This is a genomic window from Pedobacter miscanthi (genome assembly GCF_003315595.1).
GTDB lineage: Bacteria > Bacteroidota > Bacteroidia > Sphingobacteriales > Sphingobacteriaceae > Pedobacter > Pedobacter miscanthi.
In genome coordinates, this window is the sequence record NZ_QNQU01000017.1 from 66153 (window position 1) to 83560 (window position 17408).

Below are 17408 nucleotides of genomic sequence, written 5' to 3' on the forward strand. Positions count from 1 at the left end.
GAAAGAAGAAGAAATACGGTTGCAATAATCCATTATAATCCTTAAATAATACATGGAAAAAATATTGAAAATGTTAGTTACAATTCGTCTTCACCTCAATTTAGTTGGTGTTATTCCAAATAACTTTTTGAAAGCAACTGAAAAATGAGATAAACTTTCAAAACCCAGATCGAGATAAATATCGATTGGTTTTTGCTTTTTTTGAGAAATGAGCAAATGTGCTTCTTCCAGCCGTTTTTTTACCAACCATCTATTGGGCGTTTCATTAAATATGGATTGAAAATCTCTTTTAAATGCCGACAAACTTCTTCCTGTTAAAATTGCAAAGCGCTCTAAATTCACATTGAAAGTATAATTTTTGTTCATATATGCTTCGAGATTTATTTTCTGTTGCGGGGCAAAATCAAATAATAAATCAACAAGTTCAGGTTGTTGCTTAAGTAAAATGATTAAAAGTTCTTCATATTTCAAATCCTCAAAATCAGCATCTAATTCCATAATATCCTTATAATAGGGTTTTACAGATTTTATAAAACTGGTTATGAATGCACTCTTTTTAATGTTGATTAAAGCCTTATTGGTTTTGAAACCTGATTTTTTATACGTATGTTTTTCTTTAAACTCTTTTAGAAATGCTTCGTCGAAACAAAATAATATGGGTTCGAAAGGATCTTTGTTTTCCAACAATTCATATTTCGCCAACCTGTTTTTTCTTGCCAAAAATGCATCGCCCGATTTGAAAATATAGTTGGTATCGCCATCAAAAATCCGTAAAGCACCCTTTACCACATATATAAATACATGATCAGGAATAAACTGTTCCTTCAGGATATTGGTGGCAGTATTTTCTGCAATCGATCTCAATAATTTATGTTTTAAAAGTTAAATGTGGTGTTTTTTAATGGATGACCCAAATAAATCAGGATCAATGGCATCATTACAAATGGTATTTCAATTAGTGCAAATTTATAATTTCCTGCTTTTAAGGCCAAAGCCATCATCAACACCAGGAGTACAGCCCTTGCCGCGTTTCCTGCGAAAAAAGTATTGGGGATAAGAATGAGTAATGCCGAACTTATGGATAAAATACCGAATGCAATGCGCATAGGGTTTGAAATTCCCAGCGCATTCATCATTTCCAAATACTGTTGTGTTGGCTTTTGAAATACCCTTGAACCGTGGCTTATGCCAAAATAAACTGTTGCTAAAAGCAAAATTCCGCTAATTATTCTTGATATCATTTTTCGATTAGATTGTATTTTATCATGGTGTCTACAGCTTCCAAAATGGTAGCTTCTTGTGTGGCTATAGGTTTCCAGCCCAAAATTTCTTTAGCTTTTAAATTGCTTATATTACGGTTCATTTTGGTGAACAAAAGACCTTCTTTTGCCTGGTGGTTAAAGATTGATGAAATGCCCAAAATCCAATTGGGGAGCTTTTTTATAGATACTTTTTCTGAAATTTCCTTACGCTTGTTTTTTAAGAGTGTTGCGATTTCCGGCAAAGAAATCTGCCCTTCTGCAGTGGCGATAAATCGATGTCGGTTGGCTTCTGGTATTTCCATAGCACGAATATGCAAATCGGCAACATCCCTGACGTCTACAATGTTTAACGGAATATTGGGCACCACTTTAAATTTTCCCGTCAGTAAATTTTCAAGCAAGAAAAAGCTTCCCGAAACGTGTGCATCTAATGATGGGCCCAGAATGGCTACAGGATTTATGGTTGCGAATTCAAGATCTCCGCCTTCCAATTTTATAAAGTTCCACGCGGCCTTTTCTGCCAGGGTTTTTGATTTTTCGTAAATGGAAACACTTTTATTGTTGGTATCCGTCCAATCCTCTTCGGTTGTGGTTCTTTTCTTGTCCGTTTGAGTAAAACCAACCGCACCAAAGTTGGAGGTCATTACCACTCTTTTAACGCCTGCATTTTTTGCGAATTTCAAAACCCGTAAAATTCCATCTCTTGCAGGAAGAATAGCTTCTTCCTCATTTTTAGGTTTGTCGAAAAATACAGGTGATGCAACACTTAACACATATTTGCAACCCTCCATCGCTTGTGCCCAATTTTCATCTTTGGTGAGTTCGGCCTCTGCAAACGAGAGGTTTTCAAACGATGTGATGCCATTGTATTTTAAGGTCTCTTTTATTTTGTCGGCACTTTTCAGATTTCGGACAGTTGTTCTAACTGAATATCCTTTTTTTAGCAATTGATAAACAATTTGTATTCCCACAAATCCGGTTCCGCCTGTTACTAAAACCATTTCCTTGTTTTCCATCTTTTTCTTTTTAAGAATAAATCTTATGCAAATCTCAAGAATTAACTTTAGTAGTGGGTTTATTGAAAAGTCCAAATTGCTTTATTGAAAGGTTCATTTTTATTTACGACTCTTTTCTAATAAACTAGCAACTGCATTCAGATTTCGTATTAAAGAAACTTAATCGCTCTTTGCTTAGCTGAATTGTGTATTTCGGTAAACTTTTAAGCAAATGGGATGATAGTTTAAATGCGAAACGACTGGCCATTATTGCCGAAATGCCCAATTCTGCCCCCATTTTGCCGAACCCTGGTTAACAATAAGAAAAAAATTTGCCTACAATTGTTTTTCTAATTTCAAAATCTTCTCTTTAGTCTCACTTTCCGTTAATTCTGTTATTGTGTTTGATTTTAACAGATTTTCGAGTGCGATAATTTGCGCTTTTATTAATGCTTTTTCAGCATTTACTTTTTCATCCACATTAATACCTGTATGCTCCCAATTCGTTTTGGTGACCGCATTTTTTTCAACTGATATGGGGATGAACAACTGATATTTTTTGCCAATAAAAAATACTTTTACCGGATTTGCTGCTCCATAGGTTTTATCTCCAATTACTTTTGCAATTTTATTTTGCTGTAAATTATATGCTAATGCTTCAGCGGCAGAAATGGTATAATTGTTTACAAGGAGGTATACAGGTTTATTTAAATACTTTTTGCCATTTACTTTTTTAAATGTGTACTTCTCTTCGGTTTTATGGTTATATCTGGTGTAAACCTCACTTAATTTAGTTCTTTCATTAAAAAAATAACTTAAAAATAGCCTTACCATTTTGCCGTCACCGCCCCGGTTGTTTCTTAAATCTATAATCAAAGCATTCGTATTTGAAACAAAATTCATTGTTGCCACTAAAATTTGTTCTGCAGATTTATTTCCTTCAGGAAATCCGGTATATTCTATATAACCGATATTTCCGTCTAATCTCATCACTTTTTCAAAACCATAATTCCACTGTTTATTAATAGCATCGTATTTTTTTAATAATTCTTTTTCATCAACTGCTTTTTCTTCTTCTTTACCTGGCCGGTATAATACATTGAAATGCAAATCATTCCCGTTTTTGGTTAAATATTTTGAAAGAGATTTTGCAAATTCTGCATCAGTAAGATTGTCAAAAGTTTTAAGAGCTATTTCTGATTTTAATTTTTCAGTAAGTTGATTTGCAACATCTTCAAAAACGTAATATTCATTAATCTTATCTGCTATTTCCAATATTTGTTTATTTCGTTCTGTAAAATCCTGGGCATTCGCTTTTGAGTTGAGGCAGATTGCAACGTAGATTAGTAATAGATTAAATACTTTTTTCATTTCTCAGATTTTACAATTGGTAATTATTTTATTTAATGTTTTTTCGAGTAAACTAATCTCTTCCAACGACAAACCATTTAGTGCCGTTTCTCTGTTTAGTTTTGCAATTGGGTTTATTAATTCCAGTGTTTTTTTCCCTTTTTCGGTTATTTCAAGATTAAATTTCCTTCTATCTTGCTGATGTATAGTTCTGTTCAGGTAATCTTTTTTAACCATTAATTCTATCATTCTCGTAATGGATGCATTATCCTTAAATACAAGATTTGCCAATTCATTCTGAGAAATTTTGTCGTCCTTGTTCAGGATGATTAGGACCAGACATTGATCTACTGTAATATCCTTTACAATTTTTGAGATATTCCGCTGTGATATTTTTCTGTACTCCTTAATGGCTTGTTCAATCAAATAAAGTACTGTTGCAGTTGGGTTTTTGTGATTCATATCAATTATGTTGATGCAAATATAATTGATATATCAATATAAAGTGTCAAAAACTGATTTTTTGTTTCAGGTGCTTTTGCTTATGTATTGATGTTTATCTCATCTTAGCGTTTCGATAGGGCGAAAGCGAACTAATGATACCTATATCTAACCAAAAAAGCCCATCTTTTGATGAGCTTTTAATCCCCAGGCTTTATTGGGTAATTTTCGAATGACTTTATATCTTTCCCTATTCCGGTAAGAAATTACTTAGCCAGGTAGGTCATGCCGCCATCAACCAGGATTTCGGTGCCAAGCAGAAACGAAGAATCATCAGAAGCAAGAAAAACGGCTGTTTTGCCAATATCCGAAGGTTGCCCGATTCTGCCAATTGGCATTGCGCCGGCAAACTGCGCTTTCACGGCTTCAATGTGTTCGGCCGGAACAAACTTATCAAATGCAGGGGTGTCTGTAGTGCCCGGCGTAATTATATTTACCCTGATCTTTCTTTCCAGCAGGTCGTTTGAAAAGCTTTTTGCCAGAAAGATTACCGCAGCCTTTGCAGCGCCGTAAAGTCCGAATGATGGATAGGCACGGTGTGCGGCATTTGAACCGATCAGGATTACAGATGCCCCATCGTTCAGGTAAGGGAGCGCTTTTTGCACCGTGAAGTAAACGCTTTTCAGGTTAAGATCCATTGTTTTATCATAATCTGCTTCGCTTACATCTGCTACCGTTCCGGTTGTTCCGGCACCGGCATTGGCAACCAGGATATCTATTTTGCCAAATTTTTCGGCTGTATCTTTAAATGTGCGTTCTAAATCGGCAAGATTGGTTACATCGGCATTAATGCCCATAAAATTGTTGCCTAACTGCGCAACAGCCTGTTCTAAAGTTTGGGTATTTCTACCCACTACTGCGCCTGCAGCACCTTCATTCTTAAATGCTTCTGCAATGCCAAACCCGATTCCGCTATTGCCGCCTGTAATTACGGTCACTTTGTTTTCTAATTTACTCATGATCTTTGTTGTTAAATTATACACCAAAGATGCAGCAGCGTGCCGACCTGAAACTTATCAAATGTTATTAAATACGCATGATAAAGATCAATCTATTTTAAGGCGTTTTTTCTGATCCGGCTTAGGCTTTCGGGGGTTAAACCCAGGTAAGAAGCGATTAAATTTTGGGGGAACCGCTGGATAAAGTGCGGATAATCGGCGGCGAGTTCCTGAAACCGTTCTTCGCCGGTAAGGCTGATAGAAGATTGCATTCTTTTTTGTGCAGCTATGGTATTATTCTGGCTCAACACGTTTTGCATGGCCGAAAAAGCCGGAATAGGTTTGATAAATTCTTCTACTACCTGATGGGTAATTTGTAAGATTTCCAGATCCTCTATCGCTTCAATATTAAAGCGGCTGGGTGTTAGTTTGTAAAAGCTTTCAAAATCAGCCAGCCACCAGTCTTCGATACTCAGCTTTAAGATATGTTCATTTCCTTTTTCATCTACCGTAAAGGTTTTTGCAGCCCCTTTTACAATGAAGCCGGTATATTTGCATACATCGCCTTCCTGTAAAAAGTATTGCCGTTTCCGGATCCTTTTGGGTTTAAAATGCGCAATCAATACCTGCTTATCATCTGCTGAAAGCGTTTTGCCTGAAAGTTTTTCAATGTAACCGAACAGCGCCTGAAAATTATGCATGTTTAATTTATTAAGGAGGATTTTCAAAAATAAAACTTTCCCCTTATTTCTTCCTGCTTTTTTACCCGAAACGGTTCTTATCCGGGTGAAGGAAAAGTCAATCAACCCCATCTTTCGATAAAACCCTGTATATGAGCAAATCTGTTAAGAAGTAGTAAAAAGAAGGATTTAAAAAATGTTAAATCGGGCTAATCTGTTTTAAATTGCGCCTGCCTGGTTTATCTTAGTGATATGAAATTTTCAGCTCTCCTTCTTCTCGTACTATTTTTTTATATCCCATGCTGTGTAAATGCGCAGTATCTGGACAATATTTCCAAACAATTGTATGCACCATCTGATCTTAAAAAAGACATTGACCTTATACAAACTACACTGGAAAAAGAACATCCGAATTTACACCTGTACATCTCTAAAAAAGCGCTAAACTATAAATTCGACAGCTTAAGAAAAACAATAGACAAGCCAATTACCCCAATTGCGCTGTATATCAGGTTGCAACCGGTAATCAGCAGTATAGGCGACGGGCATTTGACGGTAGAGATAGACTATTCGAAATTCACCCCGCAGGACATTGCTTTTCTGAAAAAACCATCACTGCAACACCCCATTTATCAGTTTGGCTATTATGTGAACGGAAAAAGACTGTTTGTTGCAAAGAATTTATCTGCCGATTCTACCATATTAAAAGGCACTGAGATTATAAGCATTAATGAAGTGCCTGCGGCGAGATTGATCGACAGCCTGAATAGTTACATCACCAGTGATGGTTACAATACCACTTACAAGAAACACCTGATGAATAATGCAGCTTTATTTGCAGAGCGTTACCGGTTTTTGTTTCCCGAAAAAGTTCCACTGGACATTTGGCTCAAATCATCAGGAAACTCCAGGAAAATTAAACTGGAAGCACGTATGGCGAAAAGCTATGACAGCATTGGTATAAAGCTCCCGCCTACTACTGAATATAGCCTGTTAACTGCTGATCAAAATGTTGCCTATCTTAAACTCCGCACTTTTTACAATGGACCTAACTTTGAGGGTTATGAGGGTATTTTTGCGGACATAGAAAAGCATAAACCCAAAAACCTGGTTCTCGATTTAAGAGGGAATACCGGCGGAGAAATCATCTGGGCGGCCAGGATTTACAGCCACCTGCTGGATATGCCCAGGTATTTTTTCAGACTGCCCGAAGAGATCAGACAACAGAAACAGCTTTACAACAATCCGAAAATAAGAAAATGGGTTGACAACAGACCAAAATCCGAGTACCAGATGGTCCAGCCTTATTCGTTTACATTTAAAGGCAAAATATATGTGTTGATTGATGGAGGATCTTTTTCATCAAGCAGCATCCTGGCAGCAAATCTGAAAAATCTAAAAAACGTAACGCTTGTGGGCGAAGAAACCGGCGGCAGTAAAAATATATTTACAGCGGGTGTACACAAAAGCATTACCCTGCCTCATAGTCAGTTACTGCTCAAATATGGAAATATTCCCGCTTATTTTGGTGATCTCAGCCATATCGACGGCCGGGGTATTATGCCCGATGTTCCCATAACTTACCAGATTGAAGATTATTTAGCAGGTAAAGATCTGGAACTGGATTGGGTACTGGAGGATATTAAAAAAACAGAGCGCCTTAGTAATTAAAATTAGGTGAGGGTTATTACAAAGGTGGCAGTAAGCTCTATATGTTGAAGAATTATTTGCAATTGATATTAAAATCAGTATTTTTAGCCCATTTAAATCTAAATCATGCTTCTTATACGCGCTCATCATTATGCTTTTGCAGTAATTCTTCCTGTTTTATTATTCTTATTCGGATGCAAAAAAAATCCTATTCCCGATCCGGCTATCACTGTTTCGGTACAGGACATTAGCAACGGTTTCCGCTTGAGTACCTCCATTTCTAATGTAAAGACTGAAGATATACTTGAATCAGGCTTGGTTTGGGGTGAGAACGAAAACCTCGTTAAAGGTGCTGCTTTAAGCTATCTTAGCCCTACTCCGCTCGCAAATTTTTCTTATGATGTGGTTGCAGGTTTTACGAAAGGTAAAAGATATTTTGTCAGGGCATACTTCATTGATCAGGATCATCAGCTTCGTTACAGCGAAGTGGTAGCTTTTGAAGGTAAGAATACTTTGGGTCTGAATATTTCACTTCCACAACAGGCTTATACCTGGGGAGATGAGGTGGAGGTTAAAGTAACCAATGCCAATGGCGCTGATTTGGCCTCAGCCACAATCGTTATTAATGGTAAGATGCGTTTAAAGCCTTCAAAAACTATTGGGGGAAGCGTTTTTTTTAAAGTTCCCGCTGAACTTTACACTTATCAGAATTCGGTTTCCCTTGAACTATACAATCAGGCCGGTTTAAATACTTATTTTATTCTGCAGCAACCGCAGTTACCAACCGATTTTTTGATTGTGGATAAAGTTGGAGGTACCGTGAAACTTACGGGCAATTATTTTAACCCGAACATTGATAGCAATATTGTGATGATAGGGACAACAAAACTGGAAGTATTAAAAGCGGAACGGACAGCACTGGAGCTAAAATTACCTTTAGCCGAATTTTCTTATAGTGGTAATTTTTCTGTACAGACGGGAAAGGACCTGATTACAACTTCGAAAGCAGTTTCGAAGGTTTATAGGTTTTTAACGCAGGTAAGTGAGCAGTCAGGTGTAGCCAGATACAGGGGGATTATGGAAAATATTAACGGCAAGATTTATTGTGGCCTAGGTTCTGATATAGATACACGCGGACTTTCAGATTTTTATGAATACAATCCGGTCGCTTCAACCTGGCGCAAACTGGCAGATTTTCCGGCTACCCTCTACGGTGCCGGCGTGAGCTTTACCGCAAAAAATAAGCTGGTTTTTATTCCCAATGCCATTGGTACTACCTTCGCAACTGATGTATACCAGTTCGACATAGCAAATAACTCCTGGAAAAAAAGTAATTCTTATCCGGGTACAATGCTGAGTAGTTATACCCTTTTTGCCAGCGATAACTATGGTTATATGTTGGGTGGTGGGTATGCTACTTCTACCAATTATATATATACCGTGAAATCTTTTAAGCGATATGATCCTGCTACCGATACGTGGAAGACATTGCCCGATTTTCCGGGTACTTCAAGAAGGGATTTTAAATCTTTTAAAGTAGGCAATAATGTGATCGTTTTTGGTGGCCAGTCGATGTGGGGAACCGGCGAGAGTTTATATCCTACAGATTCCTGGTCATTTGATCTGGTTTCGGAAACCTGGAAAAAGATCAAAGATGTTCCATCTTATATTTATGCTGTAAACTGTTTTAGTTTTGAAGTTAACGGAAAGGCTTACATTGGTGGCGGAATGAGCCCTGCTGGTGTAATCAGTTCATCTATTTATGAGTACGACCCTATTGCAGATACATTTGTAAAAAAGGATAATATCATCGATAAATCGATGTTGGTAATGAGTGCTGCTACGTCAGTGGGTGGACATGGCTATATCATGTTTGGTAAACCTTCTTACGACTATCACCTGCAGCCTTTAAAAGAAGTGTTCCGTTTTGATCCATAAGTTGGCTGAGCTATTTTCTGTGATATTAAGAAAACAACATACATTCCTTTGAAAAGGTTTTCAGGTTAACACTTGTCGTAAGTTTCTTGAGCAATTGGGGATTTTGTTAAACCGTGCACTGATTCTCATTCCAAACTTTACACATCGTTTTTTATCACCTGGTCAGATTGAGTAACCTTGATATTGCTAATAGAATCACTAATTGATAAACCTGTTCTTTCTTCAAAAACCGTTTTCGGATCGCTGGATGCGCAGCCTGAAAGAAAAAAAATTAGGATATAGAGGTATTGTCTCATTGTAATGGTCGCTATCCGTTTCTGTTTGCTTTACGGAACGTAAATCAAGTTGATGTCTACAACATAATTATTGTCTTTTTCCCTTACCTCAGCGTTAAGTACTAAATCACTTAAACCCTCATTTTTAGTAAAGAGGTCAATCAGCACGTTCCAGTAATCACCATAAGAAATGTAAACAGACGTGTCCCAGGTTTCTTCAGGTAAATCAACAAGTTCTGCTCCGTATTCCTCAATGTATTCTTGTATTTGTTCGGCAGTTTGGTCAGAAACAGGATTTACATGGTTTACTCCTGAACTGAGGTTGTAATCCTTGTTTACAAATGCCTTAACTATGTTTTTAAAAATTGGTCTCCAAACTTGTGGTATCGGAAGTTCTTCTTCTTCGTTTTTTTCTACCGGGATTTCAATCATGGTTTATAAGGTTTGTTAACGCTTAAATATATGCAACAAAAAATTAAAACATACGGTATTACAGCTAATCAAGGGAATTCTATACATATCAGATATTATTGTTAACCGCATTTCAACATTCCTGATCTTTTGTGTAGGCCTGTAGATTGGGGATTTCGGTAAAAGTTGGCCACTAGTTATCGTTCCAAACTGGCCACTAAAGACTCCATTTTTTCCAGAGCAATTTCATAAACAGGACCTTTGTCTCGAACTCCCATCCTAAGATCTGATTTATGACTATCCCTGGGTTTTATATCCACTAATCTCAAGTTCGAACATTTTTCAAGATTCAGAAGCCAAAACTTCTCAGTAAGAGTTCTTCCTTTTGGAATTTTGGTAATCCGAAGGCACTATCAATATTTGCATTATAATTTTCATTTTTAAGTTCATCTAAACCTCTTTAAGTAGTTTTTCCTGCCAAAAGATGAAGGAAGGTCCAGAATACTGTTTTTTAAGCTAAAAAATGCTTACAATAAGTCGATTGGCCACTTTTATGTTAAATGCGGTGGTCAGTTTGAAGCGTAGAAGGTGGTCACATTAGTTGAATATGGGTGACCACTTTTCAGATAACCCCCATACATGATCATTTGTTATTTAAAATTACTCCATCTGTAATAGGAGCCTTTTGTTCCATAATCACCACTTTGTAAGTCCTGAATTTATTTTTAGGCAATGGTTCTATTATATACAGGTCGTATATTTCACTAAAATAACGGGGGCTTTCAATTCCTAGTTTTACAAGTTCCTGCAAACTTATGTATTTGTATTTAGGCTTTTTATTTTCGATAGTGGGCTTAGGATTATTTTTATCAATTTGACTCGCAAATTCAATTTGATTGTAATAAGGTGCCTTCACTTTGGAATAAAAAATAAATGAATAGTGTATAGGGGACGTCCAATCTATTTCCAAAGCTTTCGGATTAGAAGAATTTATTTTTGCTGTGTCTGCAAAAAAGTATAACTTTCTAGGCCCCACTTGTGAGAAAACAGTACTGGCGGTAATAAAAGCAATGCTCAATAAAAAAAATCTTTTAACTAACATAAGATTGAATTTTTTGAAACCGATTATTCATTAGGTAAGTTATGGCGTGTTAACACATATTAATTCATAGTTTTTAAATATTAACTTACTTCTTTGCCATTAATTTTGATAGGCTGCATTACATTCTCATTTAGATAATTTTCTTTTTTTCTACTTTTATCTAGTAAGTTATCAAAGAAAAAATCAAATGAACCACCTACAATGCCAAGTTCTGGTATAAAAATAAATCGGTCTATTCCCCGTCTATAATTAGGAGAATCACTGATACCCCAGTCCATAAAGCCCCAAAAATGATAAGCTTTCCTACCATCAATGGTTGATGTCCCCGAAAGAAACAGTAATGGTTTGTTCATAGGGAATTTTAGAACATTCGGAAGGTCATGGTAATTTGGGGATGGCTCATTATATAATTCTTTGTACCTGCTATCAAAGTCCTTCAATGCAACTGCAGGTGAGTAGATATTTATGGAAGCAATATCATTTTGGCTAGTGAACATTCTCGGCTTATTTTCCACTGAGAAAAATTCTGTGATGCAACTGCTTGATCTAAAATATTTACCGTTTTCTTTTTTTACCAAGTTAATATCATTTCTTTTTACATGCTCGTATAAACCTTTACATGAAGAACCATAAGCTCGGGTAGCTTCAATGCGGAACGCTTTCAATTGGTCCCAGTCCATTATTTTATCTTTTAAAGAGGCAGGATCTATTTCTTTCCAAATGTTGTCTGAAATTTTGCCGGGGAGGACTGAAAATAAAATTAGATTTCCATTTTTTGTAAGAAGATTAAATAATTCAATTTTTTTATCAACTTCATATAGTTTGCTTGCATTAAGCTCAACATGAGCTAATTTATATTCAAGATTTGATTTCGCGTCCAAATCAAGCAGGAAATATTTTTGCTTATTTGGATTATCAATAGGGCTATTCTGCTTATTTGCATTAGCAGCAGATATATGTACAATAAAAAACCCAAGAAAATATAAGGTTATTTTTTTCATTTTTTTAACATTTTTTTCCATGATAATTGTTTGTTCGAGTGTCCCTTTCAGCTGCGTTAATGTTTTTTTCGGCTTGGGTTAAATTAACTATTCCTGCTTTTGCTAATGCTTTCGCTCTTTCTTCAGTAAAATTCGGGTTAAAACTTCTTATCGCCTTTCCCAAGTCATCTAAAAATGCCTTAGCCATTGCACTGTGTTCAGAAACGAAGATTGATTTTGTTAAATCTATCCTGCCATTTGGCCCGGTGATATATGCAGAATTAACATCAGGATACTTTTCTTTAAAGTCAGTCGCACCTAGCCTATCTAATTCCGCTCCCATGTATGCATGCAATGCTTCATGATACATCGTTACCAGTATGTATTCTTTTGTAGCATAATCTAAAATATCTGGATTCATATCAATCTTTGCTTGAAACGTATATCCGTCATTAAAGTTAAGGCCATTGGTTGGAACAGTTCTGGATTTTGTTGTGCCATCAGTGCCTGTACCTTTTAAAGAATCCTGAACCGTAAATCTCATATAGTAAGTACAGCTATTAGTTGTAACAAAAACTGAACGGATACTGTCAGCAATTTTATTCTTCAAGTTAGGCATATCAATTAAAAGTCCCTGTGCGCAAGGATAACCCTGCAAGCTATCAATGATATCCTTATTTACTGGCGGATTGGTCGGTGGATTTGATCCGCCACCACCATGACCAGGATTTACAGGATATGGATTATATCCACCTTCACCTCCGCCCCCCGGTGTTTGGTCTACACAAAAATATCCGGCTAAATATGTAGTACATTCCATATAGCCATCAACTCCAACACAAGAAGTTCTCCAGTCTGGTTGTGGAAAAGCGCAGGTCTCTGGTGTATAGGTCATTAATTTTTCAAACCGTGACTCCATTCTGCCTATTGCAGGATTTTTTAAATCTTTAAGTTGGTTTTTTTTTGAACCATAATAATAACCCTCTAGGCTTCCGTTGATCCTCATTGTTATTTTGCCATCGAGATACTCCCAGCCGTTTTCAAGGGTACCCTGCATATTGAAAAACATTATTTTGCCGCTTAGATCGCCTGCCTGTTTGTAATGGATTTTTTTTAAGTCCTGTGAGGCTGATCCTTCGTTTAAGATAGACATGTAACAGCCTGTAAGGATTTTGCCAGTTACCTTGTCCTTAAATAGCAGCAACCGGATGTTATTCCTAGAATGAGACGAGTCCTTCCGGGTATCATCACTTAGTTTCTGATATATATTTTTTGGGTTTGATACCTGCATCTCATAAACAGTCAGCTCGCTTGTCGGCTCGATGATATAAGCTGTTTCCCATTTAGGCTTTAAATCATCGAAATAGGAAGCGCGCGCGTGTGGTTTGTTCTGACTGAACCATTCTTCCAATTCTTTTTGTTGACATGGCTGTTCTGTGTTATTCTTTTTACATGCTGCAATAGCGAAGGCTATCAGAAGGCAGCAGAAACCGAACACCTTAAAAGGTGTGAGGTGAGAGCTCAATTTTTTGATCATTAATTTAGAAAAGTTTTGTTTATAAAATTTAAAATAGCAAATCTAATTAAAAGTTACGAAAAGTAAAATTTACTTTACAGGCATGACTATTTTGGTTTTATTCTTTCGCGTGCTTCATTTAAACGAGCCAGTCGTTCAATTTAATCGCATAGGTTTTATGCTAGTGAACAATGGAAAATATTTGAGGTTAGGTAAAAATCCCTATTACAAAAAAAAGCCCATCTTTCAATGAGCTTTTAATCTGTATTCTTAGGATATAGATTCACGAATGAATTTATATAAGATTTGCGTCATTCAGCCAAAGTTCTTCAATAGTATATTTTGGGTTGATTGAAAATGCCAGTAAAAAGGCATCGAACGGTTTGCAAAGGAGCATTGCCAAAAGTGCGCATCAGACCTGAAGAGCACTTTTTTGTCGTCCAAAATCCTGGTGAAATAATCTACTGACCAGAGTCGAGATGCCTTTTACATATATCTTCATAATACTGTTCATACTCTGCATATATAATTGACAGCTTCGTGGGCATTATTCGGACTATTGGTGCCATTATATTTGCATTTTTGCCCAGTAATAATGCTTCGCAGTATGAAACATTCAAGGCGTTTTTTAAGGTATCACTCATGAGATCAATCTTCGATTCAAGAAAATCAAAACATTTAGTTATTTCCGGGATCTTGTTTTCCTCTATCAGCTTATTAGTATAACCCGCAAACACTTCCATACGCATATAAATCATATACCTATCTTCCTCCTCAATATCTGTTTTTAGAATGGGAAATGATTTTATCAAATCCTCAAAAAAATCTTCGTCGCTCATTGCTGATTATTAAAGAATCAAATTAGTGATTAATATGAATATCCAGGCAAAAATTTGTTCTCCTCCGGCGTTCTCATCTCGTCGAAGCTTCTCGCTAAGACGAAAGCTATATACTTATAAATGGACCTGAAACAAAAAAAGCCCATCTTTAGATGAGCTTTTAATCAGTAGCCTTGGAGAATAGATTCACGAATGATTTCATAGAAGATTTGCGCCGTTTAGCCAGATTAGACAAACTTCAGGAATAATTCGTAGTTGTTTCGCACTTGGATTAAAAGGATCGAACTGCATTAATTTATTTCATTCTTAGCTGGGGGATGTTTTGTCTCTTCCTGAGGAATTTTGGGCTTACCTCATAGACGGTTTATTTTTTGTTTATATATATATTTGGTAAAAGTTCTACATAACTAAATATAATGGTCTCTAATTTTATAGAAAAAATAATCAAAATTTCCAATATTGGGCATTTTGTAAATTATAAGTTTGACGCAACAAAAGCATGGGATGGACAACTTAAGAAAGTTAATGTGGTCTATGCTCCAAATGGATCTGGTAAAACGACGTTGTCAACTATATTAAAATCGTTGGCGACAAATGATCCCAAGTTAATCGATTTTAAAAAGACGTTTGGTTCAGAAGAAGAGAGTGAAGTTGAAATTAAAGCCTCTTCTTCTGGTAGTCTAATTAGGTTTAAAAATAATAATTGGAGTTCTAATGATCTGAAAATAGAAGTATTTGATATTAATTACATCGAGGAATATCTATTTGCAGGTTCTTTTTTTCGCAAACAAAGTAAGACCAATCTTTTTAAATTGATTTTAGGTGATGAGGGAATAAAATACCGAAATAGATTAAAGGTCCTTTTCGGACAGAAAAAGCTATTACTTGATCTTCAAAAACGAAAAGTGGGATTTGTTCTTGAGACAGAAGAACTGAAGTTAAAGTTGATTGATTTTCAGAAGGATATAGACTTAGTGATTGCGGAATACCAGCAATTTTCTACTCCAATTTTTGAAAATCATATTTCCATTGTCAATAAATATCTGACGAAGTTTACATCCTATGTTCGAATTGTCGAGTTTACCTCCGCTCAAAACGCTAATGAGAACGAGCATTTTCGCGTCTATCCAGTTTTTGAAGTATATGGCGAGAAGATAATTTTCTCTGCTCCAGATCCGCAAAAGAGAATTGGAAATGCAAGGTATGCTTTAAGTGAGGGGGACAAAAGTGCAATAGCGCTATCGTTTTTTCTTGCTAGACTTGAAATTCAAGGCTATAGTAATAAAATTATAGTTTTTGATGACCCGTTGTCTAGTTTCGATTATGCAAGAAAGAATGCTACCATCTTCCAGCTTGCTAGAATTGCTGATACTGCACAACAGTTTATTTTGTTAACGCATGACTTGAACTTTGCAAATGATTACACGGATAAATGCAGTCACTTAGAACCTCTGAATTTGAAAATTGAAACTGACGGTAAGACAAGTAGTTTGCAACGTCATAATCTGGGAGAGGAATATTTAACAAGTACACAGAAGGATATTGAAGTCATCAAACAGTACTTAGAAAAGCCTTCGGCAGATGAATATGTAAAAAGAGAAGTGATACGGTGTATAAGGCCAGTTTTGGAAGGAGTTATTAAAACGAAATATTTCGATGTAATTGCACGTGATAAATGGCTTGGCGATATTATTAATGCAATAAAGGTAGCCCAGCCAGGTAGTAAATTACTAAGATTGAAAGAATTGAGGAGTGATTTGATTGAGCTCAATGATTATACTAAGGGCTATCACCATGCCAGCGCGTCCGATAGAGGTGAAAACATTAATGCTGCTGAACTAAAAAGATATGTTGACTTGTTAATGAAGATCATTTTAGAAGTGTAGTCAGAAATATTTAATGTGTATAAATATTAATTTTCAGCGGTTAATTAGAATCAATCGATTCTTAGTTTAATGCTTTATGATTTCTATGGTTAATCCAAATGAAAATCAATTAAATTCTGGTGTTTATCTTAGATCACCTCGTTAAATGGCGGGATATATATATCATTAATTCTAATTAGTTTTGAATTATGAATTGGATCACCCGAGAAAGACCGAAGATTGACCGGATTGCCTGTCCCTGGCTGATCAGGAATTTCATTGATCCACAGGCGCAGTTTTTTTATGTTCCTTTTGATACCGTGATCGAAAAAGCAGAAGAACTGGATGCAACTCCATTTGACGTTTTAGGCGTTGAACTAACCCATAAAAATGGCTTCTGTACTTTTGATGCTTTGATGGAGAAATACAAGCTTGATGATCCGGCTTTGCAGATCATGGCTCCCATTATAAGGGGGGCAGATACTGATCAGCATGGACTTGCAAGCCAGGCTTCCGGACTATGGGCAATTGCCGCGGGAATGGCTTATAATATCAAAAACGATCAGGAATTGCTAAAAGCGGGTATGGTCATTTATGATGCATTGTACGCGTGGGCCAAACACCTTCAGAATGTGAGGCACACCGAAAGCCCGGTGGAGCAGCTGCTGGTGGATGTCTATCAAAAGTTTTTAAAACAGGGCAGAGGGGCCAAGATTCCCGCGTGGGCTAAAGAATTGAAAACCATTATACAGGATCAGATCGATACCAATCTGGCATTGACCCTAACTGGTATCTCCAGTGAGCTCAACATAAACCCGGCCTACGTTTCGAGGGAATTTTCCAAATATTTTGATAATCTTTCTTTCGGTGAATATATCCGTAAAATACGGATTGAGAAAGCTATTGTATATATTCAGACCTCAGATTATTCCTTATCTGAAATCGCCTATCTGACCGGATTTTCCGACCAGAGCCACTTTACACGCATTTTTAAGCTGGAAACCGGCTTTACCCCATCTGAATTTAAGAAAAACAGGAGCAAAAGGTAAGTTACATACCAAGAGTAAATCCTGTTCTATTTTACACCTGGAGAAACCTATAATCTT

Annotated in this window: 16 protein-coding genes; 4 read left to right on the top strand and 12 right to left on the bottom strand. The window is 36.5% G+C overall.

The genetic code is table 11. The annotated features are described in order from the left end of the window. Positions 1 to 90: 90 nt before the first annotated feature. From DRW42_RS18960 to DRW42_RS18990, 7 genes are all read right to left on the bottom strand, one after another. Positions 91 to 864, bottom strand: a complete 774-nt coding sequence (locus tag DRW42_RS18960) for a helix-turn-helix domain-containing protein (protein ID WP_113950405.1) — start codon at positions 862 to 864, stop codon at positions 91 to 93. Between the two features lie 11 nt (positions 865 to 875). Beyond that, positions 876 to 1241 carry a hypothetical protein gene (locus tag DRW42_RS18965; RefSeq protein ID WP_113950406.1) on the bottom strand — a complete coding sequence of 122 codons (366 nt, stop codon included), beginning with the start codon at positions 1239 to 1241 and terminating at the stop codon, positions 876 to 878. Further along, positions 1238 to 2278 (bottom strand): NAD-dependent epimerase/dehydratase family protein, encoded by a 1041-nt coding sequence (locus tag DRW42_RS18970; protein WP_113950407.1) that lies wholly within the window; start codon positions 2276 to 2278, stop codon positions 1238 to 1240. Before DRW42_RS18970 ends, DRW42_RS18965 begins: the two co-directional genes overlap by 4 nt. 315 nt (positions 2279 to 2593) lie before the next feature. Continuing rightward, complete coding sequence (locus DRW42_RS18975; RefSeq protein ID WP_113950408.1) at positions 2594 to 3628, bottom strand: S41 family peptidase; 1035 nt, start codon at positions 3626 to 3628, stop codon at positions 2594 to 2596. Positions 3629 to 3631: 3 nt separating this feature from the next. Continuing rightward, positions 3632 to 4069: a MarR family winged helix-turn-helix transcriptional regulator gene (locus DRW42_RS18980; protein WP_113950409.1), complete on the bottom strand. Its 438-nt coding sequence runs from the start codon at positions 4067 to 4069 to the stop codon at positions 3632 to 3634. Positions 4070 to 4314: 245 nt separating this feature from the next. Then, positions 4315 to 5067, bottom strand: a complete 753-nt coding sequence (locus DRW42_RS18985; RefSeq protein WP_113950410.1) for a glucose 1-dehydrogenase — start codon at positions 5065 to 5067, stop codon at positions 4315 to 4317. A gap of 92 nt (positions 5068 to 5159) precedes the next feature. Then, positions 5160 to 5747, bottom strand: coding sequence for a Crp/Fnr family transcriptional regulator (locus DRW42_RS18990; protein ID WP_113950464.1), 588 nt, complete (start codon positions 5745 to 5747; stop codon positions 5160 to 5162). A 231-nt stretch (positions 5748 to 5978) separates the two neighbouring features. Between DRW42_RS18990 and DRW42_RS18995 the strand changes: the two genes are divergently transcribed. Continuing rightward, complete coding sequence (locus DRW42_RS18995; RefSeq protein ID WP_113950411.1) at positions 5979 to 7397, top strand: S41 family peptidase; 1419 nt, start codon at positions 5979 to 5981, stop codon at positions 7395 to 7397. A gap of 105 nt (positions 7398 to 7502) precedes the next feature. Further along, a complete protein-coding gene (locus DRW42_RS19000) occupies positions 7503 to 9314 on the top strand; it encodes a Kelch repeat-containing protein (protein WP_113950412.1) in 1812 nt (603 codons plus the stop codon). 326 nt (positions 9315 to 9640) lie between these two features. Here DRW42_RS19000 and DRW42_RS19005 read toward each other — a convergent pair whose 3' ends face one another. The 5 genes from DRW42_RS19005 to DRW42_RS19025 form a co-directional block, all read right to left on the bottom strand. After that, the gene (locus DRW42_RS19005; RefSeq protein ID WP_113950413.1) at positions 9641 to 10021 is read right to left on the bottom strand and encodes a DUF7668 domain-containing protein; all 381 of its coding nucleotides are present in this window, start codon (positions 10019 to 10021) and stop codon (positions 9641 to 9643) included. Between the two features lie 622 nt (positions 10022 to 10643). Beyond that, positions 10644 to 11102 carry a hypothetical protein gene (locus DRW42_RS19010; RefSeq protein ID WP_113950414.1) on the bottom strand — a complete coding sequence of 153 codons (459 nt, stop codon included), beginning with the start codon at positions 11100 to 11102 and terminating at the stop codon, positions 10644 to 10646. Between the two features lie 80 nt (positions 11103 to 11182). Continuing rightward, positions 11183 to 12103 carry a hypothetical protein gene (locus DRW42_RS19015; protein ID WP_158544369.1) on the bottom strand — a complete coding sequence of 307 codons (921 nt, stop codon included), beginning with the start codon at positions 12101 to 12103 and terminating at the stop codon, positions 11183 to 11185. Positions 12104 to 12107: 4 nt separating this feature from the next. Continuing rightward, positions 12108 to 13619: a hypothetical protein gene (locus DRW42_RS19020; protein WP_113950416.1), complete on the bottom strand. Its 1512-nt coding sequence runs from the start codon at positions 13617 to 13619 to the stop codon at positions 12108 to 12110. A gap of 440 nt (positions 13620 to 14059) precedes the next feature. Further along, the gene (locus tag DRW42_RS19025) at positions 14060 to 14437 is read right to left on the bottom strand and encodes a DUF7674 family protein (RefSeq protein ID WP_113950417.1); all 378 of its coding nucleotides are present in this window, start codon (positions 14435 to 14437) and stop codon (positions 14060 to 14062) included. Positions 14438 to 14853: 416 nt separating this feature from the next. Between DRW42_RS19025 and DRW42_RS19030 the strand changes: the two genes are divergently transcribed. Both DRW42_RS19030 and DRW42_RS19035 read left to right on the top strand, forming a co-directional pair. After that, complete coding sequence (locus DRW42_RS19030; RefSeq protein WP_113950418.1) at positions 14854 to 16323, top strand: AAA family ATPase; 1470 nt, start codon at positions 14854 to 14856, stop codon at positions 16321 to 16323. 188 nt (positions 16324 to 16511) lie between these two features. After that, entirely contained in the window at positions 16512 to 17351 is an 840-nt protein-coding gene (locus DRW42_RS19035; RefSeq protein ID WP_113950419.1) for a chromate resistance protein ChrB domain-containing protein, read from the top strand. Positions 17352 to 17408: the final 57 nt, after the last annotated feature.

Bases quoted from the DNA above. Each gene is read 5' to 3' on its own strand.
- DRW42_RS18965 (WP_113950406.1), bottom strand. From the start codon at position 1,241: ATGATATCAAGAATAATTAGCGGAATTTTGCTTTTAGCAACAGTTTAT.
- DRW42_RS18970 (WP_113950407.1), bottom strand. From the start codon at position 2,278: ATGGAAAACAAGGAAATGGTTTTAGTAACAGGCGGAACCGGATTTGTG.
- DRW42_RS18975 (WP_113950408.1), bottom strand. From the start codon at position 3,628: ATGAAAAAAGTATTTAATCTATTACTAATCTACGTTGCAATCTGCCTC.
- DRW42_RS18980 (WP_113950409.1), bottom strand. From the start codon at position 4,069: ATGAATCACAAAAACCCAACTGCAACAGTACTTTATTTGATTGAACAA.
- DRW42_RS18985 (WP_113950410.1), bottom strand. From the start codon at position 5,067: ATGAGTAAATTAGAAAACAAAGTGACCGTAATTACAGGCGGCAATAGC.
- DRW42_RS18990 (WP_113950464.1), bottom strand. From the start codon at position 5,747: ATGCATAATTTTCAGGCGCTGTTCGGTTACATTGAAAAACTTTCAGGC.
- DRW42_RS18995 (WP_113950411.1), top strand. From the start codon at position 5,979: ATGAAATTTTCAGCTCTCCTTCTTCTCGTACTATTTTTTTATATCCCA.
- DRW42_RS19000 (WP_113950412.1), top strand. From the start codon at position 7,503: ATGCTTCTTATACGCGCTCATCATTATGCTTTTGCAGTAATTCTTCCT.
- DRW42_RS19005 (WP_113950413.1), bottom strand. From the start codon at position 10,021: ATGATTGAAATCCCGGTAGAAAAAAACGAAGAAGAAGAACTTCCGATA.
- DRW42_RS19010 (WP_113950414.1), bottom strand. From the start codon at position 11,102: ATGTTAGTTAAAAGATTTTTTTTATTGAGCATTGCTTTTATTACCGCC.
- DRW42_RS19015 (WP_158544369.1), bottom strand. From the start codon at position 12,103: ATGAAAAAAATAACCTTATATTTTCTTGGGTTTTTTATTGTACATATA.
- DRW42_RS19020 (WP_113950416.1), bottom strand. From the start codon at position 13,619: ATGATCAAAAAATTGAGCTCTCACCTCACACCTTTTAAGGTGTTCGGT.
- DRW42_RS19025 (WP_113950417.1), bottom strand. From the start codon at position 14,437: ATGAGCGACGAAGATTTTTTTGAGGATTTGATAAAATCATTTCCCATT.
- DRW42_RS19030 (WP_113950418.1), top strand. From the start codon at position 14,854: ATGGTCTCTAATTTTATAGAAAAAATAATCAAAATTTCCAATATTGGG.
- DRW42_RS19035 (WP_113950419.1), top strand. From the start codon at position 16,512: ATGAATTGGATCACCCGAGAAAGACCGAAGATTGACCGGATTGCCTGT.